General features: G+C 62.0%; 22 protein-coding genes. 8 read left to right on the top strand and 14 right to left on the bottom strand.

What is annotated here, in order from left to right; all coding sequences use genetic code 11:
- Positions 1 to 62: 62 nt before the first annotated feature.
- The 4 genes from bla to RGR602_RS05655 form a co-directional block, all read right to left on the bottom strand.
- Positions 63 to 953, bottom strand: a complete 891-nt coding sequence (gene bla, locus RGR602_RS05670; protein WP_039844307.1) for a class A beta-lactamase — start codon at positions 951 to 953, stop codon at positions 63 to 65.
- 78 nt (positions 954 to 1,031) lie between these two features.
- The gene (gene dmeF / locus RGR602_RS05665) at positions 1,032 to 1,994 is read right to left on the bottom strand and encodes a CDF family Co(II)/Ni(II) efflux transporter DmeF (protein ID WP_039844306.1); all 963 of its coding nucleotides are present in this window, start codon (positions 1,992 to 1,994) and stop codon (positions 1,032 to 1,034) included.
- 20 nt (positions 1,995 to 2,014) lie between these two features.
- Entirely contained in the window at positions 2,015 to 2,287 is a 273-nt protein-coding gene (dmeR, locus tag RGR602_RS05660; protein WP_039844305.1) for a Ni(II)/Co(II)-sensing transcriptional repressor DmeR, read from the bottom strand.
- A gap of 481 nt (positions 2,288 to 2,768) precedes the next feature.
- Positions 2,769 to 4,598 (bottom strand): phospholipase D-like domain-containing protein, encoded by a 1,830-nt coding sequence (locus tag RGR602_RS05655; protein ID WP_052451491.1) that lies wholly within the window; start codon positions 4,596 to 4,598, stop codon positions 2,769 to 2,771.
- 298 nt (positions 4,599 to 4,896) lie between these two features.
- On the opposite strand from RGR602_RS05655, the gene RGR602_RS05650 reads away from it, so the two are divergent.
- Positions 4,897 to 5,391 (top strand): GNAT family N-acetyltransferase, encoded by a 495-nt coding sequence (locus tag RGR602_RS05650; RefSeq protein WP_039844304.1) that lies wholly within the window; start codon positions 4,897 to 4,899, stop codon positions 5,389 to 5,391.
- Between the two features lie 34 nt (positions 5,392 to 5,425).
- Positions 5,426 to 6,004 carry a type 1 glutamine amidotransferase family protein gene (locus tag RGR602_RS05645; protein ID WP_039844303.1) on the top strand — a complete coding sequence of 193 codons (579 nt, stop codon included), beginning with the start codon at positions 5,426 to 5,428 and terminating at the stop codon, positions 6,002 to 6,004.
- Between the two features lie 109 nt (positions 6,005 to 6,113).
- On the opposite strand, the gene RGR602_RS05640 is transcribed toward RGR602_RS05645, so the two are convergent.
- From RGR602_RS05640 to RGR602_RS05630, 3 genes are all read right to left on the bottom strand, one after another.
- Entirely contained in the window at positions 6,114 to 7,028 is a 915-nt protein-coding gene (locus RGR602_RS05640) for a cytochrome c (RefSeq protein ID WP_039844302.1), read from the bottom strand.
- Between the two features lie 101 nt (positions 7,029 to 7,129).
- Positions 7,130 to 7,576: a c-type cytochrome gene (locus RGR602_RS05635; RefSeq protein ID WP_039844301.1), complete on the bottom strand. Its 447-nt coding sequence runs from the start codon at positions 7,574 to 7,576 to the stop codon at positions 7,130 to 7,132.
- Between the two features lie 314 nt (positions 7,577 to 7,890).
- Complete coding sequence (locus RGR602_RS05630) at positions 7,891 to 8,529, bottom strand: LysE family translocator (RefSeq protein WP_039844300.1); 639 nt, start codon at positions 8,527 to 8,529, stop codon at positions 7,891 to 7,893.
- Between the two features lie 127 nt (positions 8,530 to 8,656).
- Between RGR602_RS05630 and RGR602_RS05625 the strand changes: the two genes are divergently transcribed.
- On the top strand, positions 8,657 to 9,358 hold the full coding sequence (locus RGR602_RS05625; protein WP_039844299.1) for a helix-turn-helix transcriptional regulator: 702 nt from the start codon (positions 8,657 to 8,659) through the stop codon (positions 9,356 to 9,358).
- Positions 9,359 to 9,393: 35 nt separating this feature from the next.
- Here RGR602_RS05625 and RGR602_RS05620 read toward each other — a convergent pair whose 3' ends face one another.
- From RGR602_RS05620 to RGR602_RS05610, 3 genes are all read right to left on the bottom strand, one after another.
- Complete coding sequence (locus RGR602_RS05620; protein ID WP_039844298.1) at positions 9,394 to 9,885, bottom strand: DUF1772 domain-containing protein; 492 nt, start codon at positions 9,883 to 9,885, stop codon at positions 9,394 to 9,396.
- Positions 9,886 to 9,964: 79 nt separating this feature from the next.
- Positions 9,965 to 10,810: a metallophosphoesterase gene (locus RGR602_RS05615; protein ID WP_039844297.1), complete on the bottom strand. Its 846-nt coding sequence runs from the start codon at positions 10,808 to 10,810 to the stop codon at positions 9,965 to 9,967.
- Positions 10,811 to 10,928: 118 nt separating this feature from the next.
- The gene (locus tag RGR602_RS05610) at positions 10,929 to 11,531 is read right to left on the bottom strand and encodes a superoxide dismutase (RefSeq protein WP_039844296.1); all 603 of its coding nucleotides are present in this window, start codon (positions 11,529 to 11,531) and stop codon (positions 10,929 to 10,931) included.
- Positions 11,532 to 11,742: 211 nt separating this feature from the next.
- Here RGR602_RS05610 and RGR602_RS05605 point away from each other — a divergent pair, with 211 nt between their 5' ends.
- The 3 genes from RGR602_RS05605 to RGR602_RS05595 all read left to right on the top strand — a co-directional run bounded on the left by RGR602_RS05605 (position 11,743) and on the right by RGR602_RS05595 (position 14,290).
- Positions 11,743 to 12,072 (top strand): hypothetical protein, encoded by a 330-nt coding sequence (locus RGR602_RS05605; protein WP_039846670.1) that lies wholly within the window; start codon positions 11,743 to 11,745, stop codon positions 12,070 to 12,072.
- Positions 12,073 to 12,188: 116 nt separating this feature from the next.
- Complete coding sequence (locus RGR602_RS05600; RefSeq protein ID WP_039844295.1) at positions 12,189 to 13,490, top strand: hypothetical protein; 1,302 nt, start codon at positions 12,189 to 12,191, stop codon at positions 13,488 to 13,490.
- Positions 13,487 to 14,290: a COG3904 family protein gene (locus RGR602_RS05595; protein ID WP_039844294.1), complete on the top strand. Its 804-nt coding sequence runs from the start codon at positions 13,487 to 13,489 to the stop codon at positions 14,288 to 14,290. The genes RGR602_RS05600 and RGR602_RS05595 overlap by 4 nt, the downstream gene beginning before the upstream one ends.
- A 61-nt stretch (positions 14,291 to 14,351) precedes the next feature.
- Here the strand turns inward: RGR602_RS05595 and RGR602_RS05590 are convergent, their stop codons facing one another.
- Together RGR602_RS05590 and RGR602_RS36890 are read right to left on the bottom strand one after the other, a co-directional pair.
- Positions 14,352 to 14,672, bottom strand: a complete 321-nt coding sequence (locus RGR602_RS05590; protein WP_039844293.1) for a GCG_CRPN prefix-to-repeats domain-containing protein — start codon at positions 14,670 to 14,672, stop codon at positions 14,352 to 14,354.
- Positions 14,673 to 14,746: 74 nt separating this feature from the next.
- Positions 14,747 to 14,896, bottom strand: a complete 150-nt coding sequence (locus tag RGR602_RS36890; protein ID WP_166677401.1) for a hypothetical protein — start codon at positions 14,894 to 14,896, stop codon at positions 14,747 to 14,749.
- Between the two features lie 753 nt (positions 14,897 to 15,649).
- Between RGR602_RS36890 and RGR602_RS05580 the strand changes: the two genes are divergently transcribed.
- On the top strand, positions 15,650 to 16,381 hold the full coding sequence (locus RGR602_RS05580; protein WP_039844291.1) for a sulfite exporter TauE/SafE family protein: 732 nt from the start codon (positions 15,650 to 15,652) through the stop codon (positions 16,379 to 16,381).
- 344 nt (positions 16,382 to 16,725) lie between these two features.
- Here RGR602_RS05580 and RGR602_RS05575 read toward each other — a convergent pair whose 3' ends face one another.
- Complete coding sequence (locus RGR602_RS05575; protein WP_039844290.1) at positions 16,726 to 17,067, bottom strand: nuclear transport factor 2 family protein; 342 nt, start codon at positions 17,065 to 17,067, stop codon at positions 16,726 to 16,728.
- A gap of 167 nt (positions 17,068 to 17,234) precedes the next feature.
- Here RGR602_RS05575 and RGR602_RS05570 point away from each other — a divergent pair, with 167 nt between their 5' ends.
- On the top strand, positions 17,235 to 18,464 hold the full coding sequence (locus RGR602_RS05570; protein WP_039844289.1) for an MFS transporter: 1,230 nt from the start codon (positions 17,235 to 17,237) through the stop codon (positions 18,462 to 18,464).
- Positions 18,465 to 18,616: 152 nt separating this feature from the next.
- Here the strand turns inward: RGR602_RS05570 and RGR602_RS05565 are convergent, their stop codons facing one another.
- The gene (locus tag RGR602_RS05565; protein ID WP_039844288.1) at positions 18,617 to 20,710 is read right to left on the bottom strand and encodes a catalase; all 2,094 of its coding nucleotides are present in this window, start codon (positions 20,708 to 20,710) and stop codon (positions 18,617 to 18,619) included.
- Between the last annotated feature and the right edge of the window lie 244 nt (positions 20,711 to 20,954).

Raw genomic sequence — 20,954 nt, 5'->3', positions numbered from 1 at the left:
AAATGATTCAAGAGGATGCGACGGAGATTCATTTCTCCGTCGCATGGTCTTGAATTTGCTGATTATCCCGCCATGCCCGCGACGATCTTCGCGACTTCGGCAAAGACGGGGTTCAACTCCTTCACCGGCGCCGTCGCCTCGGCGATATAGGCCGTCACGAGAATCGGGCCGCGGCCCTTCGGCCAGATGATGGCGATGTCTGCAGCGGTACCATTGTCGCCCGTGCCGGTCTTGTCGCCCACCTTCCAGGCTCCCGGCAGACCGGCGCGAAGACGTGCATTGCCGGTGGTGTTGGCCAGCATCCATTCGATCAGCTTTTCGCGTGAGGGCTCGGACAGCACCGAGCCGAGCGCGAGGTTGCCGAGCGTGTCGAGCATCGCGTCCGGGGTCGTCGTGTCGCGCGGATCGCCTTTCTTGCCTTCGTTCAGCGCCGTCTCCCAGCGATCGAGGCGGCTCGCGCGGTCGCCGATCGAGCGAAGCCATTTGGTGAGTGCCTTGGGGCCTCCGACGCTTTCAAGCAACAGGTTGCCGGCGGTATTGTCGCTCAGCGTAATTGCCGCCTTGCAAAGTTCGCCGACGCTCATCCCCTCCCCGCCGACGTGTTTTTCCGTTTCCGGCGAATAGGAGACGAGCTTGTCCTGGTCATATATCACGCGGCGCTCGAGATTCTCCTCGCCCTTGTCGACGCGCGAAAGCACCATGGCCGAGGCGAGCACCTTGAAGGTGCTGCACATCGGAAAGCGTTCGGTTTCGCGATAGCCGAGGGTGACCTTTGTTTCGGTATCGATGACGGAAACGCCGAGCCTGCCGCCGGTGCGCTTTTCAAGCTCTGCCAACCGGCGCTCAATGTCGTCATCGGTTTCGGAGGCGCGGGCGAACGAAGCAAGGCAAAGTGCGGGAAGGAGCATCGCCGTCGTCAAGATCGTGCGGCGAGGGATCGAAAAGTCATTCATGAAATCACTCCGGCTGAATCAACAAGCCAAAGAGCTAGGCCGCGATTGTGGCGCCTTGTCGTCGCCTTTGCGGCGTCGTCAGGCCGCCTGCAATTGCGTGACCTCGACGGTCACGTGCGAGAGCTCGTCCAGGCTTTCGAGCTTCGCCTTGTAGAAAGCAGGCTCGCGCGGCTCGGATGTCGCGACGGCGACGATCGCGGCGTGATGGCCAGGGCCGAGCTGCCAGACATGCAGATCCGTGATGCGGTCGCTGTCGGTTTCAATCACCTTGCGGATTTCGCCTGGCAGCTCCTCGCCGTCCGCGATCGCATCGAGCAGCACGCGGCCGGAGGACTTCATCAGGCCCCAGGACCATTGCGCGATGATGAGGCCGCCGACGACGCCCATCAGCGGATCGAGCCAGAGCCAGCCGTAAAGGCTGCCGAAGGAAAGGGCCGCAATCGCGAGAACCGAGGTCAGCGCATCGGCAAGGACATGGGTGTAGGCGGCGCGCATGTTGTTGTCGATGGTCCCGGCGTGGTGGGTAAGCTCGCCGTGATCATGATGCGCATGATCGACGTGGTGATGATGGGGACTGTGCCCGTGGTGATGGCCGCTATCCTTCAACAGCCAGGCGCTGACAAGATTGACGGCAAGGCCGATGACGGCGACGCCGATCGCCTGTGCGAAGCTGATGGGTACCGGATTGGCAATGCGCAAGACGCTCTCCCAGGCCATCAGCAACGCGATCATGGCAAGAATGATGGCGCTTGCGAAACCCGCCAGATCGCCTAGCTTGCCGGTGCCGAAGGTAAAGCGCGGATTGCGGGCCTGCTTGCGGGCATAGAGATAGGCAACAGCGGAGATCAGAAGCGCACTGGCATGCGTCGACATGTGCCAGCCATCGGCGACGAGCGCCATGGAGCCGAATATTGTGCCGGCGCCGATTTCCACGACCATCATCACCACCGTCAGCGCGATCACGAACCAGACGCGGCGCTCGTTGCGCTCGTGACCAGCACCCAGGAAGACATGGTCGTGTTCCAGCGTTTGTGTACTCATCGCGCGTTCCTTCGATCTCTTCAGCGGATGTAGGTCCGCAGCACTTGCGAAATTTCCTCGACCGCCTCGGCGCGGGCCTTCTCGTCGGCCGCATGCAGCACGTGCTCGTGTAGGTGATCCTCAAGTACCTCGCCGGTCAGCCCGTTCAGCGCGCCGCGGATCGAGGCCAGCAGCTGCAGGATGTCACCACAGGGGCGCTCGGCCTCCAGAGCACGCTCGACGGCTTCCAGCTGGCCCTTGAGGCGGCTGACGCGGGCGATGAGCTTTTTCTTTTGACGGATGGTGTGCGACAAGGGGCTGCTACCATTTTAGTATAGGGGGCTATAGTATATGCAGAAGCCGCGAAAGGGAAGCGTATCCTTGGCTTTCCATGTGATGTTCGACGGGCGGAACGGTAAAGACCACGTTGCTGACTGGCGCTGCCCATCCTTTCCGCCCTCGTTCCTCTCCTTGCTGAAGGAACAGGAATGAGGAGAGTACGGGATGGGCGCTGGCGGCAAAAGGCACGCATTCAGCGATCCATACAGCCAAGGCGGCGTGTGAGGAGGAGACCCTTCGAGGCGCTGCATCTTCGCCTTCAGGCACCTCAGGACGAGTGCCGTGCGGCGGGCGCCGGCGAGCAACCCTTATCCTGAGATTGCAAGCCCGCAGGGCGCAGCCCCGACGGGGGCGCTCATGGGGTGCGGTCTTCCTTGCGTCCCCCATCCACCGGCTTGATGAGCCGCCGCTTGGGCTGCGCAACATCCCATAGAATATTCTGTCGGATCCGCAACGCTACAGCGTCTTCGCGCCCGCCATCTTGGCGAACACCTGCACGCGCTTCCAGCGCAGCGTGCCGGGCTTGTATTTCTTCAGCCACTCCTGGGTCTCGCTCTCGTCCAGGAAGAGGCTTGCACTGGTGTCGGCTGAGGCGTTCGCTTGCCCGTCGCTCCGCCCGGCCATGACCTCCTGGATCGAGCGGAAATAATAGTGGTTGAAGAGCCGGTTGAACTCGGTGAAGTAGATGTCGGCCACGCGTTCGCTGCCGCGGATCAGCAGCATATTCTCGTCGTTGTCGTTGGTCGAAGCTTCTGAAAAATTCGCCGAACCGGACACGACGATCGGGTCGGCGCCGAGCGGGTCCTTCAGCAGAAATTTCGAGTGGACGTAAGCCACATGCTGGTTGAGCCCGAGCGCCCGGGCATTGGTTTCCCGCGTCCACTGGTAGACCGGATCGCGCAGGAACGATCCCCAGGCCTGATAGACGTTATGTTTCGCATTCAGCGGCACGAAGGGATCGCTGGCACGGGGATTGGGCTTGTCCTGCTTTTCCAAGAGCAGGAAGATCACGGGACGCTGTGGCATCTCGGCTTCCGTGTTGTCGACCAGCGCCGTCTTGAATTTCTTGCCGATGCCGAACGCAAGCGTGATGCCGCCGTAATCGGTAGAGGAATCAAGCGCGTCGACGTACATATCGAGCACCTTGCTTCCTGACCGCGGACTGAAGACACTCGATACGCCTTTCGGAATATTCTCCCAGTCCGCCGGAATCGGCGCCAGCCCCATCACGGCGTCGCGATAGGCCTTGCGCTTGGCATCGGATACGGCTCTCGTTTCTCCCTCAACTGCGCCCGGATCGCTTTCGAGCGCCTTCCAGTAAGCCTCAAAGGCCGCAGCAACATCCGCATTGCGCACCCAATGGCCGACATTCGTCTGCCCGTGGATGCCGCCCGGCGACATGTTCGTCGAACCTGTCCAGACTTCCGCCGGCTTTTGCGCAGCACCTTTCAGCAGGACCAGGAACTTGTTGTGCTGGATGTTGTTCGGATTGTTTTCCCGCCAGCGGGCAATCACCGTCGCCGGAAGCCCGGCGTCTTTGACCATAGCCTTGTTGTCCTCGCGCGGAAAACTCGGATGGAACTTGCCCTTGCCGTCGGTGTATTCGTTGATCTTCGCGTCGAGGATGAGCTTTACTACGACGCCGCGATCGATGGCATCCTTCAGGCGCTCGGCGACCGGCAGATAGCGGAATTCGTAGAAGCATCCGAGGAGCGTGTCGCCGGCCCTCGCCTGATCGATGAACCTGAAAAGCGCCTCGTCGAGGTCGCGGCTCAGCCATTGCAACGCTTCAAGGCGCTTCTCCGCCGGCTGCAGATCGTCAGGCTTTTCGTTGCCGAAGCGGCGTTGATAGGCCTGGCTGCTGGCAACACCGCGGTTGAAGAAGACATCATGCTCAAGCTCCGTAAAGAGCGGCTCAGTCGTGACCACGATCTTTACCGGCGGCGCGCTGCGGTCGATGTTCTTCGGCTTGCCTTTCAGCGGATAGAAGAAATATTCGTATCGGCGGCCCGGCTTTGCCGTGAAGTCGTCCCACACGAAACTCTGCACCGGGTGATCGTAGGTCGTGACGACCGTTTTTTCGTCCGGCTGCGGGATGACGCTTGCGAACACCTTCATGCCATAGACGAAATAGCGCTGGTTTTCCGTGGGGTCGTAACGCTCGACCGCGAAACCGAGCAGGCCTTTCGTATCGGCATTTTGGTAGTCGACGGCAAACGAGACGGTGTTGACACCGGTGACTGCGAAAATGCGATATCCTTCAACGTCCTTGGAAACGAAACGCATGATGCCCCTCCGTAAAAGCGTTCGTCTGGAATTATGGGATTTTCTACAAAAGGCCACAGCGCCACGCGACGCAACTTAACAGATAGTATCCGCGGATGATGACGCCCCATTGACAAATCGCGCGTTCTGGAGAATCTATCGCACATGATCAACAACGCGCACATCACCAGCACGTATTTTTGGCTGTACCTGTAAAGGGCGGCCAGACAGATCATATTGTCAACAAGCCGCCGTCAGGCGGCTTTGTTGTAATCGGCAGCGTCCTGACGGCAGAACACCATACAAGGACGCGAAGGCCATGATTGCAATCGAAGACAGCGAAATTTCATTGATCCGCCCCCCGGTGGTGACGATCCGCACGGCAAAACCGCGGGACCTGCCGGCACTCAACGAGATGATCGCCCTGCTTGCCGCCCATCACGGCGATGCGGCGATCGCCACCCCCGAGCAACTGGAACGCGACCTTTTCGGCCCGGTTCCGTGGATCACGGCGCTAGTGGCCGAAACCGGCGACGGGCTGATCGGTTATGCCATCCTTGTGCCGCTCTACAGGGCGCAGGAAGGCAAGCGTGGCATGGACCTGCACCACCTCTTCGTGCGCGACGGCCATCGCGGCCACGGCATCGGCCTGCACCTCGTCAACCGCGCCCGCGAAACCGCGAGGAATGCGGGCTGCGATTACCTTTCAGTGAGTGCGGCGACTGGAAACATCCAGGCACACCGCTTCTATCAACATATGGACTTCACCCCTCGCCCGGTCACCGGCATGCGCTATATGCAGGCGCTGGCTTGAGCGCCTGCCGCTCCAACGGACGAGGGAGAGACAAATGACACGGCTTGCTGTGGTTCTGACGGAGGCTTTCGCGGACTGGGAGGTCGGGCAGCTGACGGCTTCCGCCCGCACCGAATTCGGCTTCGACGTGGTGACGGCGGCGCCCGGTGGCGCCGAGGTGCGGTCCATGGGCGGCCTGCGCGTGACGCCCGATACGGCGGCCGAAGCGCTGCGGGCGGAGGCGTTCAACGGTCTGGTGCTTTGCGGCGGCATGATCTGGGAGACCGAGAAGGCGCCGGATCTAAAGCCCGTCATCGACGATTTCATGGGCCGCGGCAAACTGGTTGCTGGGATCTGCGGCGCAACGCTGGCGCTTGCAAAGGCGGGCGCGCTGAACAATGCGGCGCATACCAGCAATGCCTTGCGTTTCATCGCCGACCTGCCCGGCTATTGCGGGCATGCGCATTACAAGGACGCGCCGGCGGCGGTGCGCGACGGGATGCTGGTCACCGCCCCCGGTTCCGCCCCGACCACCTTTGCCGCCGAAATCTACCGGGCGCTCGACTTCCGCAATGAGGATCTCGACCAGTATCTTTTGATGTTTGGCGCGGAGCACCAGCCGAAGGCTGCGTGAGGCTCAGGCGGCCGACTTTCCGGCCGCTCTCGACAGTATCACTTCCGCCCATTGGTTGAGGCTCCTGCCGGTCCGCCGCCTCGCGCGGATCGATCTCGGGATCGACGCATCATCGGCTCGGCACCGCCTTTAAATACGCGGCGATCGCTTCGAGATCGCCTTTCGGAAGATGCGCGAGACTCCGCTGGACCTCGGCCATCGAGCCGCCGGCGGTGTCGAAGTCCGGGGTGAAGCCGGTTTCGAGGTAGTTGGTGATATCGGCCTCGCTCCAGGAACCGATGTCCTTGGAGCCCGGGGTGATGTTCGGGATACGACCACGGCCCTCCGGATTCGGAGCGCCTGCGAGCCACATATCGGGCTCGAAGCCGCCGAGCGCGTCACGCGGCGTATGGCATTCGCCGCAATGGCCGGGGCCCTCGACGAGATACCGGCCGCGCTTCAGCTTGTCGTCGGCGTTGGCGAGCACGACACGGGGCGCGTCGTTGAAATAGAGGAGCTTCCAGCCGCCAAGTGCGAGCCGGATATCATAGGGGAACGGCAGTTGGTGCGGCGGCGCGACATTGCCGCTCCTGGGCAACGTCTTGATGTAGCCGAAAAGATCGTTGACGTCCTTGTCGCTCATGCGCGCATAGGAGCCATAGGGGAAGGACGGATAAAGGTGCTGGCCGCCGGGGGTGATCCCGCGCTTCATGGCATTGCCGAATTCGGCGAGCGTCCAGGAACCGATGCCCGCCTTCTCGTCCGGCGAGATATTCGGAACATGGAAAGTGCCGAAGGGGCTCTTCAGCGCAAGACCGCCGGATAGCGTGAGTTTGGCATCGCCTTCGGAACCGGGAGCGGCATGACAGCCGACGCAGCCGCCCGCCCAGAACACCGTTTCGCCGTTCTTCACATCCGGCGTGCCGAGATTGGCCCAATGGCTTTCCGGCAGCGGGTTCGGCGCGGTGACAAAATAAAAGGCCGCACCGCCGAGGGCGACAATGCCGACAAGACAAAGCACAAACCGGATGAACCTGCGGACCATGCCGAACCCTTTTTAGCGATTGCAACGGTCTAAGATAAACCGGTCCACACCTACGGCAAGGCAGGTGCGGACCGATGGATTCGGATGGGGACGGCTAGCGTTTAATCCGTCTTTATGCGGTAATTCTCATGACAGCCGCCGCAATTGGCACCGAGCGTCTTCAACGCACCGCCGACACCGGCAGCGTCGGCCGGAAGCTGCGCGAGGATCTTCTCGGCGTCGCTACTCAGCTTTGCGGCGCGCGCCTTGAAGTCATCCATGTTTTCCCAGATCTTCGGGCTCGCCGCTTTGTCGCCGGTCTCCGTGCCCGGCTTGAACTGGTCGGGGAAGACCTTGGCGGTTTCAGAGATCGTCGTCAGCGCTGCCTTCACCACCTCTGCATCATAGGGCTTTTCGCCCTTGGCGATTGCCGTCATGGCGCCAGCCGAGCCGCCGACCTTCTTCATCAGCGCTTCGCGCGCTTCATGCGTGCCCTGCTGCTGCGCGAAGACCGCCGTCACCCCCATGCCGGCAACGAGCACAGCCGCCGCAATTGTTCTGAAATTCATATGTCCGCTCCTCTCGATACCGAGGTCTCTCCGAACCCGGCGCCTGATATTCGCGGCCGCATGATGGCAAATTTATACGAGGCGCGAAGTAACAAGTGGGTGATACGAAAAGGACTTCAAAATGGTAATTCACCCGCAATCCTCATCCCTGTGCCTGTCGCAGGGTTCCAGCAGCACCATGTCGATGGCGCCGGAGACTCGTTTTAAGAAGGAGAGGTCATTCACGGCGCGTCCGCGCCGTGAATGGTTTTCCGTAACAGGCACAGGAATAAGATGGGCTCGGTCAAGTCTCGCTACCTATCTGCTCGTCGCACTCATGCGACCGCCTTCCAGCCATGCCAGGCAGTCAGCAGCGAGACGGCGATCAGCAGTGCTCCGGCGGCGCGGCCGACGATGATGGTAGCGCCGGGATTGGAGATCAAAAGCGTTCGACTTCGCGAGGCGGTGAGCGCCACTGCGCCGTAGATCGCGAATTGCGTCGCAAGCGTCATGGCGCCCATGATCAGGCCCTGCAACCAGATCGGCCCGTAGACGGGTTTGAGGAACTGCGGATAGACGGCGAGCATGAAGAGGTAGGCCTTCGGATTGATGAGGCAGGTGATCGCGCCCTGCCGGAAGGCGCGCCAGCCGGAGCGCAGGCTCCCCTCGCCGACCGTATCCACGGTGATCGAGCTGCGGATCAGCGTGAAGCCGATCCAGATCATGTAGGCAGCGCCGAAGAAAAGCAGCGGGTTGAAGAGCCAGGGAATGAGGCTCGCGAGGATGCCAACGCCAATTGCGCCGTAGAGCGAATGCACCGCGCCGCCCGCCATGATGCCTGCCGTTGCCGCCATACCACGGCTTCTGCCGCCGGAAAGGGAATTGGCGAGCACGAAGAGCATGTCCATGCCCGGCACGATGATGATGCCGAATAGAAGGGTGAAGTAGAGCCAGAGGTTTTCCGTGTAGGTCATGTCAGTTGTCTGCCTTCGAGCCGGCGGCCATTTTGGCGGAGCGCCTTGGATTTCAATTCGATAGGCAGTGCTATACCAAAGCCCAACTGACAGTGTATTGTCAGGAGCCTTGGAGGAAACCGGCAAAATGCGCAAGGCATCACGCCTTTTTGAGATCATCCAGATCCTGCGGTTGGCAAAGAAACCGGTGACGGCGCAGGCGATGGCGGACGCGTTGGAGGTGACGGTGCGCTCCATCTATCGCGATATCGCCGCACTGCAGGCGATGCACGTGCCGATCGAGGGCGGGCGCGGCATCGGCTATATCATGCGCCCCGGTTTCGACCTGCCGCCGCTGATGTTTTCTATCGAGGAATTGGAGGCGATCGTGTTGTCGCTGGCGCTTTTGGAGCGCACCGGCGACGCGGAGCTGAAGCAGGCGGCAAAGCGGGTGAACCAGAAGATCGCAGGCGCGGTGCCGGTACCGCTGCGACAGGCGATGGAGAACAAGGCGCTCTTTGCCTGGGGCACGGTCGCCCAGCCGCCTGCCGGCTTTGATCTCGGCATGGTGCGCCGGGCGATCCGCGACGAGCAGAAGCTGGCGCTTAACTACCGCGACGAACTGGGACGCGCCACCGAGCGCACCATCCGCCCGATCGCGCTAATCTACTATTCACACTACGCCAATATCGTCGGCTGGTGCGAACTGCGCCAGGCCATCCGCAATTTCCGCAGCGACCGCGTCGAGCATTGCGAAGCGGCCGGCGCCTTCTTCCGGGGGGAAGGCGACAGGTTGCGCGAAGAATGGATGAACGGCTGGGCGGAAAGACCGCTTACCGTCTCGTCCTAACGCTGAGACATCGCAGGGGCCCGCCCGGCGATGTCTCAGACGGCGACGGCGATGACGAGCAGGATCAGGCTGACCAGGCCGAAGACGGCGCGCACAAGGTGGGAGCGCTCCCAGCGGTCGCGCAGGACGGTCCACTCCGGCGCTTCGGCGTCCCCATGAGACCTGAAGCTGAAAAAGCGTTTCCCGGCTCCTTCCGGCTGATTTTCCTTAAGCCAGAAATTGTTTACCGGATGCGTCACCATCCAATAGATCGCATGCATGGTGAGCAGCGCCACGAAAGCGCCGGCGGTCAGCCAGTAGGTGCCGCTGAAGGGCGGCGTCAGCACGACCAGCGCCAGGATCATGATCAGGCCGAGCGGCTCGGCGACGCCGCCGAAGGTAAAGCCGGGATAATAGATGGGCTGCACGGCAAGGTACTGCTCCTTCGACAGCCGCATCTTGCCCGGCAGCTCGAGCGCGTGGGCAAGGGCCAGTGCCATTGCGACGGCGACGATGAGAACAGTCAGTATTTCAAGAGCCTGGAACATCGTGTGGCCTCCTGAAGGGTCTCATGCCTAACTTTTCAGGAGAGGCATCGGTTCCATCCGGCGGATAACGATGGCGGCTCTAAAGCGCCAGCGTGCGGCTTTCCTCGCGGCCGAAACCGCGGATTTCGAGGCGGCCTTCGAAGACCTCGACGATGGCGAAGGTATTTTCCGTTTCGGTGTCGACCATGCCCTTGAAATTGACGAAGTGGCAGCCGCCGGTCTTGCCGTAGTTGCCGACGTGGTTGTGGCCGCAGAAATAGGCAACGGCGTTGTCATGGCCGGAGATGAGATCGATGATGCGTTCCCGGTCCCACATGTCGTGCTCGTTCGGCGGATAGACGGGATAGTGGTTCATCACGATCACACGCTCGCGGGCGGCTCCTGCCGCATCCAGTTGGGCCGCAAGCCATGCGAACTGCTCGTCGCTCAGTGATGCATTCCAGCGATGGGCGTTGATCGCGCCCGTTGCCGCCAGCGCCGCCAGACGCTCGGCTGCGAGTTCGCGGTATGGATGCCCTTCCGGCGGCGCGGACGTGCTGACTTCGTTGCCGTTCAAAACGACGAAACGCCAGCCACGGCACGAGAAGGCGTAATAGGGCGACGGCAGACCGACGCGCGCGGAAACAGAGGCAAGATGCTGCGCCGGAACCGCGAAATCGTGATTGCCGAGCAGGAAGAGGTTCTCGTGGCGGAGCTTTTCGTAGACCGGCAGGATATCGTCGAAGCTCTCCCAAATCCCGTCGATGACATCGCCGAGCGTCATCACGAAGCTCAGCTCCTCGCCGTTGAAAACCTCGATCGCTTCGGCGAGCTTCGCGAGGCTGTTGGTATAATAGCGGTCCATCGCGGCATTCGGCGCGATCGCTGCATATTGCGGGTCGGCAATGATGCCGAAGCGGAAAAGGAGAGTGTCCGAGAAAGGCATGGCGGTTGCTTTAGGAGCGTCGGATGAGAAGGCCGTGACAGGGCCGTGATAGGGAGCGGAAACGAAAGCACCCGGCGTTTCAAGGCGCCGGGTGCTGGATTTCAACGCGAAGGACCGCTTACTTCGTGGCGGCTTCGTAGCGCTCCAGGACGTAGTCCCAGTTGATCAGGCTGTCGATGAAGGCTTCCAGGTACTTCGGGCGGGCATTGCGGTAGTCGATGTAGTAGGAATGCTCCCAGACATCGACGCCGAGGATCGGGGAAGCGCCGTGCACGAGCGGGTTTTCACCGTTCGGCGTCTTGGAGATTTCGAGCTTGCCGTTCTTGACCGATACCCAGGCCCAGCCCGAGCCGAACTGCGTGGCGCCGGCATTGGCGAAATCGGCCTTGAACTTGTCATAGCCGCCCAGGTCGGAGTTGAACGCCGCTTCCAGCTTGCCCGGCAGCTTGTTGCCGCCGCCGCCCTTCTTCATCCACTTCCAGAAATGGACGTGGTTGTAGTGCTGGGCCGCGTTGTTGAAGAGGCCGGCATTGGTGCCGAAGGACGTCTTCACGACCTCTTCGAGCGAGAGATCGGCCAGGCCTGCTTCAGCCGCCAGCTTGTTGCCGTTGTCGACGTAAGCCTTGTGGTGCTTGTCGTGGTGGAACTCCAGCGTCTCCTTCGACATGAAAGGTGCGAGAGCTTCGTAGTCGTACGGGAGTGCGGGCAATTCGAAAGCCATTGTAGATCTCCTCTTGGCAAAAGATTGCGGGATCGGCAGGTGAGGCGGAACATAGGAGCGGAAACGTAGGGAGGCAACGGTGGAAACATCAAAAATCGGCCGCCTGCGAGGAAAATTTGCCTCGCCTACAGCCCTGGCTTCGGTGGCAAAAATCGCCCATCATCGGCATATAGCCGCGCTTGCGGCAGACACCGCGCCCAAGGAAACCACGATGCAGAGGAATAATATCCGCCTTTCCGCAACGATCCTCTTTTTGATGACGGCAGCTCGTGCACTCGCCTCCTCCGACGAGGCATGGAAGGAATTTGCCGCGGATGTGGAGGCCAAGTGCAGGCAAGCGGCGGCCGCATCCATCGCGGATGCAAGGGCGGTCGTCGATCCCATCGGCAGCGCGCATTATGGGCTGGCGCTGGTCACCGGCAGACCGAAAGGCGCCAACGGCTTCGTCACCCATATCTGTGTCTACGACAAGCAATCGAAAGGCGCGGAAATCGGCAGCGAACTGGACACGCAGACGCTCAACCTGCTGCCGGAAGAGTAAGGTGCGGGCCTGCCCGGGCATACCTCCTGCGGCGTAGCCGATCCGCTGCTTTTGCGGGCCTTGTTTTCGCCGGGATTTTAATGGTTTCTTAAGAGGATACCACCGGGAGGAAACCCATGGCGCTCGGCGCATCCCATCGCCTGCAGGACGGCATCGACGCCGTCGAAACAATGACGCGTTTCGCGCTCGCCGTTCTGGCGCTCGCGTCGGGCGTCTACACCTATCTCGGCGTGCGCAGCATCCTCGACGGCTCGGCAACGGCCGTGTTCTTCGCCGCCCTCATCTATTCCAGCGCGGTCTCGGTGGCGATCTATGCCTTCTGGACCTATATGGCGCGCTTCTATCCGCATGTGACGGGTGCGGCAGGACGCGGCGCGATGCTCGGCGTCATGGCGCTCGGTTGCGCGATGATCATCGCCATGTCGAGCTGGTTGAATGCGGCTGCCCTTGCAGGATCGGCCGCACTCGAACAGCATCTTGCCGAGACGCTGGAGGATTACACCGCCGACCTCGACAAGGCGCATCAGAACGCGCTTGCGGCCCAGAGCCTGCTGCCGGACATCCAGCGCACGCAGGAGCGCTTCGAGCGGCTGGCCGACCAGGAGCGGGAAACCGGCGCGCTGACGGGCACGACGGGCGCAGGCAGCGTCGTGCAGCTTCTTTCGCAGATGGCCTCGCAGCTGACGGAGCTCGAAAACGGCATCAATGCCTCGCGCGACCGGGTCACCTCGCTCTTCGACGAGGGCCGCAAGCATCTGGAAACGATGCGTACGCTGGTTTCGGCCCCCGGCGCGATCGATCCGCGCGCCGACCAATTCGCCGCCGAAGTCGTCGGGCTTTCCGGCGTCATTACCTCGCTGGAGCAGACCTCCATCGCCCCTTCGGTGAAGCGTGCGGCCGAAGACCTTTCGCTCGGTTTCATCGCCCCCGTCGCTGACGGCCGCGAGGCCGATCTCGCCAACCGGCAGGATCAGGTCATGGAGACGATCCGATCCTCGGTTGCGGCACAATCCAAGGTGCTGTCGCAGGCGGCCGACCAGATCCTTTCGCGCGAACCGGTCGCCGAGCGGCGGTTCGTGCCCCTCTCCTCTGCCGAAGCCGTATTGCGCTATGCTTCCGACTTCATCCCGAGCTGGGCCGGCGCAATCTCGATCGATATCCTGCCGGCGGTGCTGATCTTCATGCTGTCGATTGTCCACTCGACGCTGCGGCGCCAGGACCAGCGCCTGCCATTTGCCGAGCGGATCACCGCGGCGGAGCTTCTGCAGGCACTGGAGGTGCAGCGGGCCGTCCAGCAGCGTGGCCTCGATCTCGAAGCCGCGCTCACTGAGGCAGAGAAAACGGAAACGCCGGACCAATCGAACATTGCGAGCTTCGATCTCTCTGGCAAGGGACCGAGGAAGGGACCGCCTGTATGAGGCTGGAAACGGCAGGGCAGCGGCTGAAGGATTATGTGCTTTCCACAGAGGACGGCACGCTGGTACGGCACGCCTTCCACGCGCTGTTGGCCGCTTCGATCGTGCTTGCGGTCATCGACTGGCGCGAGATCAGCGCCGCCAACGCCAAGCTGCCGGGCTTCGATCCGGCACAGCCGGAGACCATGCCGGTGCTGCCGCCGGCGCTGACGGAGGGTGGACCGCAGGCGCCACCTTCCGAGATCACGACCAGCATCGAGCTGCTCAAGCAGCCGATCCGTTTCGAGCTACAGCCGGGCGGTGTACTTCTGGCGCAGGGGGCAATCGAGCTCGGCGCTGCCGCCCGCTTCGAACAAGAGATTGCGGCGCGCGGCGAATATGTGAAGACCGTTTCTTTGGATTCGCCGGGCGGCGCCGTCGGCGATGCGCTGGCGATGTCGAAGCTCATTCGCGAACGGAAGATCGGCACCAGGGTGGCAAGCGGCGCGCTCTGCGCTTCCTCCTGCCCGATCATCATGGCCGGCGGCGTGACCCGCGAGGCCGAGGATGGCGCCGTCATCGGCGTACATCAGGTCTTCAACGGCTCGAAGGAGAAGCTTTCGCCGGAGCGCGCAATGTCGGAGGCGCAGCGCACAACGGCCGGCGTCACCCGCCATCTCGGCGACATGGGCATCAAGCCCGGCCTCTGGCTGCATGCGATGGAGACGCCACCCGACCGGCTCTACTATCTGACGCAGGAGGAAATCGCGAAATTCGCGCTGGCGACGACGCCGGAGAAGGTGGCAACCCGGAAAGCAAAATAAAGCCGGGGCGACATTTCGTCCCGGCTTCGTCAATCTCAGCGTTTACCGATCGCTGCGCCGCTCAAAAGCTGCTGCGCTCGTAGCGGTCATAACGGTCGTAGCGGCCCCAGTCGCGGTCGCGTCGATGGCGCGGACGCTCCCAGCCCCAGCCCCAACGTGGCGACGGGCGATGCCAGTAGCGCGGCGGCGGCGGACGGTGGAAGCGCGGGCGGCATTCGCCCCAGCGGTTCAGGCGCCATCCGGGCCCGCAGGCATAATCGACTTTCGTGATCGCAGACGGGGCGGCGGTATCGGCACGCGCCGGCGCCATCGGCATCGCTTCGGCGGAAACTGCCGAAAGGCCTCCGATAACGAGCGCTGCTGCCAGCGAGATAATCTTCATTGCGAGTCTCCATAAATCCAGCCGAAGCGAGATTTAGCCGTGCGGTCCTGAACCGATAATGAACTGGCCGTTCATCAACGCTCAGGCGCTGAAAGAACACGCGAGGTCTTCGCCGGATGGATTTCCGGCCATTTCGAATTGTTCGGCGCCGGCTGACTGCCGATCGCCGATATCGATACGACGATCGCGGTTACGGCCGAGAAAAGCACGAGTGCATGGGTCATAGCTTCCGATCCTCAATGGTTGGTTCCCAGCCACCGGGGCGCAAACTGATGCCGGAGGATGAACGAAAGCCTAAGCGGTATGGTTAAGCGCAAAATATTGTAGCAAAATGCCACAACGTTGAATCCATGCGCCAAGGCAACTCATCTCGCGGCGTGAAAGAGAGCCTCTTCCTTCTCGTTTCTGCAGCTATTGCAGCTTTGGTCTGGTGAAATCCTCGGGCATGAACCCGCAATCAACGCGACGGGGATCAATCACGTCGTCAGTTAGCTGCAGCCAATGCTGCCTGCCCTCGTCCCAAGTGCTTTTTCGACTGCGGCAGAAACCTCAAGCGATGCCGCGGCAGCGTCGGCGCATCCTGCCGGCCGGCGAGCTTCCTTTTGGCTTCGAGAATGAAGCAGTTGCGCTTGTAAAGATCGATGCTCTTACGGAAGACCGAGCCCTCTTGGCCGTTTCGCGCATGACCCTTTCGAAGACGTAGACGTTGCTTCGGTGGCCGTGGAGGCGGGATCGCCGTGCAGGCCCAGGACCGCAAAGATCCGTCAGGAAGAGCGGTCTTTACGGGCCGCCTTTTTGGCCCTGCCAGCGTTTGATGAACGCTTCGACCGCTTCAGCCACATACGATTCTTCCATTGCTCCAAAGGCGTTATCGCGCGAAACTTGGCGCCTGAAGCAAGCGATTGCCGGACATTGCGAAAGGAACTTTTCTCGCCTTTTGCGTGTTCCCTTGCGAAGCCGCCAGTTCGGGGAGTTCAATGACGCTTGATTTCTTCTTTTTCGTGCTGGTCGGTTTCTGCGCGCAAATCGTCGATGGCGCGCTCGGCATGGCGTTCGGGGTGCTTTCGACGACGAGCCTGCTGGCGCTTGGCGTGCCGGTCGCAAATGCCAGTGCGATGACACATGTGGCGGAGATTTTCACGACTGCAGCATCAGGCGCATCGCATGTCTATCACCGCAATGTCGACTGGAAACTCGTGGCGCGTCTGGCGCCGGCAGGGATGATCGGCGGGGCGGTCGGAGCCTATATCCTCGCCAATGTCGAAGGCAAGGCGATCGAGCCCTTCGTTTCGGCCTATCTGATCGCCATCGGCCTCGTCATCCTCTTCAAGGCATTCCAGCCGCACTGGCCGCGCGACGTCAAGGACTGGATCGTGCCGCCGGCCGGACTATGCGGCGGCGTGCTCGATGCGATCGGCGGCGGTGGTTGGGGGCCTATCGTCACCAGCACGCTGGTCAGTCGCGGGCACGATCCGAAGAAGGTAATCGGCTCTACCAGCCTTACGGAATTCGCGGTGACGCTCACCATCTCGCTTACCTTCGTTCTGACGCTCGGCTGGTCGGAACTGCGTTCGGCTGTCGGCCTCATCGTTGGCGGCGTGATCGCCGCGCCGCTCGGCGCGATGCTCGTCAAGCGCCTGCCGGTAAGGCCCTTGATGATCGCCGTCTCGCTCGTCATCATCTCGACGTCGGCGATCCGGTTTTTCTAGGGACGAATGGCGCATGATCAACGACACGATGGTCGGCACCTCCGATTTGGCGCAGGCCCTGAGATCTATGGGTCGCTGTTGCGGAAATAAGCCTCGATCAATGCTAGAAAACTACCGAACTTTGCGCTCGGTTGGCGCCTGGCTCGGGCTGACAACGCGACGCTACCATTGAGGCGGTGTTGATTGTCACGGCTATATCTTGCGAGCGCGGATACAACCCGCTCCCGGCACAGGAGAGCTCTGAAGACACACTGCTGCTGAGGGCCGATCAACGCCGCGTTGCCTGTTCTGCAACACGGGCGAGGCTGCCGACTGCCCAGCCCACCTTGACCAAGGCAATGCGGTCAGACAACCTCACGCCCGAAATAGACCTCCACCGACACAAGCTTGCCGTCCTTGAAGCGCAGCGCCTCCATGTTACGGAAGGCGGTGCCGTCAGCTTTTTCGGCGCGGTAGCGCACGACGGCCTCATCGCCGTCGATCGCCAGGAATTCGATCTCGATGCCCCGAACGAACGGCGGTTCCGGCCAGCAGCGGTCGAAATAGGCGTTGCGGTCGATATGATCGTCACGCGGGCTCGAGAAGGTGAAATCCTCGCTCAGCGTGCCGTCGACGATACCCTTACGACCTTCGACATAGGCTTTGTAAAGGCCCCGGACGGTGTCTTCGCGGGTCGCTGCGGTCACTGCCGCTCTCCTTTTGACATCCGGTTTCATATTGCAATCAGTTTATAGCAACAAGTAGGGCAAAACGCAAACTGCCGGACGGTTCAAGCCCGATCCGTCCTTGGCACCGGAGCCGGCGGGGCGTAAGTTTCCGCTTCTTCCAAACCGGTACCCATAGAGATTTCGACATGACAGAGACGCAGATGGACGCGGCAGATGCGGCGGCCGGGTCCGCCTACTGGAAACGAAACCTCGCGATTTCGCTGACCGGGTCCTTCACCACCATCGTGGCAATGACGCTGCTGCTCCCCTTCCTGCCGCTCTATGTCGCGGAACTCGGCGTCAGCGAGCATGCCGCAACCGTGCAGTGGTCGGGCATCGCCTATGGCGCGACCTTCTTTGCCGCCGCGCTCGTCGCGCCGCTCTGGGGCCGGCTCGGCGATATCTACGGGCGAAAGCTGATGCTGGTGCGCGCCAGCCTCGGCATGACGATCGCAATCTCGCTGATGGGCATGGCGGAGAACGTCTGGCAGCTGGTGGCGCTCCGGCTTTTCGTAGGACTTGCAGGCGGCTACGCCTCGGGCTCCATGGTGCTGGTCGCGACGCAGACGCCGAAAGACCGCTCGGCCTGGGCACTCGGCGTGCTGTCGTCGGGCATCATGGCGGGCAATCTCGTCGGACCGCTGATCGGCGGGGCGCTGCCGCCCATCATCGGCATCCGCGGCACGTTCCTGGCGGCAGGCGGCGTCATCTTCCTCGCCTTCCTGGCGACCACCTTCCTGCTCAAGGAGGAGAAGTCCCCCGCCCGCAGACAAGCGGCGAAGGCAAGCGGCGGCTGGCCAGCGATACCGGACAAGGGCCCGGTGGTCGCGATGCTGGCGACCGGCCTACTTCTGATGCTCGCCAACATGTCGATCGAACCGATCATAACCGTCTACGTGGCGCAACTGGTCGAAGATCAGGGACGCGTAACGATGACCGCCGGCATCGTCATGTCGGCGACAGCACTCGGCAGCATCCTTTCGGCGTCGCGCCTCGGCAAGCTCGCCGACAGGATCGGGCATTGGCCGGTGATTGCGGGTGCGCTTGCTGTTGCGGCGCTGCTCCTGATCCCGCAGGCCTTCGTCACCAATTCGTGGCAGCTGATCGCGCTGCGCTTCCTGATGGGAATTGCGCTCGGCGGGCTGTTGCCCTGCATCACCGCCGTCATCCGCCACAGCGTGCCGGACAGTGCCGCAGGCAGCATACTCGGCTACTCCATCTCGACGCAATACGTCGGTCAGGTCGCTGGCCCCGTGCTCGGCGGCTTCGTGGGCGGGCATATCGGCATGCGAGCGGTCTTTCTCGGCACCTGCGTGCTGCTGTTGGCGGGTGCTGCCTATGCGTGGATGGTGCGGCCGAGGGAGAAAACGAGCTAGCTCCATTGGCTGCTTGTGCGTCGCCTACCGCAAAGCGCGAGGGAGCGCCGCTCATCCGCCCTTCGGGCACCTTCTCCCCTGGGAAGAAGGTGATTTGACGTGGCCTCCCGGCACTTGTCCACGGGCAGGAAGCGCTCCGCGGCGCGACACATCTATGCTAGCATGCGCACATTCGGCTCGCGGTACCAGTAGCGTTTGGCGGCGGCCTCGAAGAAAGCGCCGTCCAATGCGACGACACCTTCGTCGGGTTCGACGCCGGCCTTGTGAAGCAGGGGCAAGGCTTCCGGCGTGTGGCCGATCGCCTTCAGATGCACGAAGGCATTCATCACCCATTGCACGGCGGCACCTTCCTTCAGCAGTATCCCGGTGCCCTCCCCGGACAGGAGAACCGCGACTGCATCGAATATCTGCGACGGGGAACCGGCGAGTTGGCCATCCGCCTTGATCGTGCTGCCGTCCGAAAGCCTCGCCTTCCCGACCTTCGGCGCAACGACGAAAGCCGTGGCATTCGCATCCTCGATCGAGTTCACCAGGGATTGCAGGGCGTGAGCGTCACTGCCGTCGGCGATCAGGATGCCGATCTTGCGGCCCTCGATCGTCTGCTTCATGTTTTTCTGGATCGAGAGTGCCGGCGACGGGGGCATGTCGATCGGCTCGCGGGCGGCCGGGTTCTTCTGCGGGAGATCGATGCCGAGGCCTTCGGCGACCCGTTTGGCAAGCTCCGGATCGACGTTCAGCAGGTTGCCGACCATGCGTGGTGGCACCTGCTTCAGGCCGACCTTGGAAAGCTCGAAGACGAAGGACGAGGCGATATGGGCCTGTTCCGAGTGCGTCTGCGACTTCCAGAACAGCCGCGCCTGGCTGTAGTGGTCGGCAAAGAGCTCGGCGCGGATGCGCAGCTTGTCGCCCTGCTCCTCTTTTCCGGACGCGGCGCTGAATGTCGGGAAGCCGGTGACGGGACATTCGCGCGGCCCGCCTCCCTCGCCATGCACGCCAAGGCTGTTCGGCTCGTAATTGGCTCGACCCGTCGGCACGTTCATCTGCATCTGCCCGTCACGCTGGAAGTTCATGACCGGGCATTTCGGCGCGTTGATCGGCAGCTGGTGGAAGTTAGCGGTGCCGAGGCGCGATTTCTGCGTATCGAGATAGCTAAAGAGGCGTCCCTGCAGCAGCGGGTCATTGGTGAAATCGATGCCGGGCACGATATTGGCGGGGCAATAGGCGACCTGCTCGGTTTCGGCAAAGAAATTGTCCGGGTTGCGGTCCAGCACGAGGCGGCCGACGATTTTCAGCGGCAGCACTTCTTCCGGAATGATTTTGGTGGCATCGAGCACGTCGTAAGGTTGCTTGCTGGCAAAGTCCTCGTCAAAAAGCTGCAGGCCGAGTTCCCATTCCGGGAAGTTTCCGGCTTCGATCGCCTCGTGAAGATCACGGCGATGGAAATCGTTATCGGCCGCCTGCAGCTTCAGCGCCTCGTCCCAGACGGTCGATTGGAGGCCGAGCTTAGGCTTCCAGTGAAACTTCACGAAAGTCGATTTGCCCTCAGCGTCCACGAAGCGGAACGTGTGGACGCCGAAGCCCTGCATCATCCGGAAAGAGCGCGGGATGGCGCGGTCGGACATCGCCCACATCAGCATATGGGTGCTTTCGGGCATCAGGGACGCCCAGTCCCAAAAAGTGTCGTGGGCGCTGGCGGCCTGCGGATAGGCGCGGTCAGCCTCCATCTTCACCGCATGGACGAGATCGGGAAACTTGATGGCATCCTGAATGAAGAAGACCGGGATGTTGTTGCCGACCAGATCCCAATTGCCTTCCTGCGTATAGAACTTGACCGCAAAGCCGCGCACGTCGCGCGGGGTGTCGACCGAACCGGCGCCGCCGGCGACCGTCGAGAAGCGCACGAAGACCGGCGTCTTCTCGCCCTTGCGCTGGAAGAGATCGGCCTTGGTGATGCCGGAAAGGCTTTCCGTCAGCTCGAAATAGCCGTGCGCTGCCGAACCACGGGCATGCACGATCCGCTCCGGAATGCGCTCGTGATCGAAATGGAAGATCTTCTCGCGCAGCACGAAATCCTCGAGCAGCGTCGGGCCGCGCTCACCGGAGCGCAGGCTGTTCTGATTGTCGGAAATGCGGATGCCCTGATTAGTCGTCAGATGATCGAGGCCCTCGTGGGGGCCCTTTTCCGGAATATGCTGATGCGTCTCGCCGCCATTGCCGCGGCTGGTGTCGAACGGGTTGTCGGACATGATTACGTCCCTCATCTTGGGGTGATAGACGCCAAACGAGGACAGTGAGCTAATGTTCCTGAAATGACGGTCGGGCAAGGCGAAAGGCGGTCTAGCGGCCGAACTCGGCCCATAGTTGGCGCTGGCGCACCGTCCGCCTGCGCAGGAAGCAGACACTTGGAACGAATGTGGATCGAGCTTGCCCCGCTTGCAGGAAGCGGCGAGACGCGCATGATTGCTCCCAACCTAACTTGATCGCGATCGA

It is taken from the genome of Rhizobium gallicum bv. gallicum R602sp (genome assembly GCF_000816845.1).
Lineage (GTDB): Bacteria > Pseudomonadota > Alphaproteobacteria > Rhizobiales > Rhizobiaceae > Rhizobium > Rhizobium gallicum.
The sequence above is the reverse complement of the archived record's forward strand: the minus strand, read 5'-3'. Positions and strand labels throughout refer to the sequence as shown.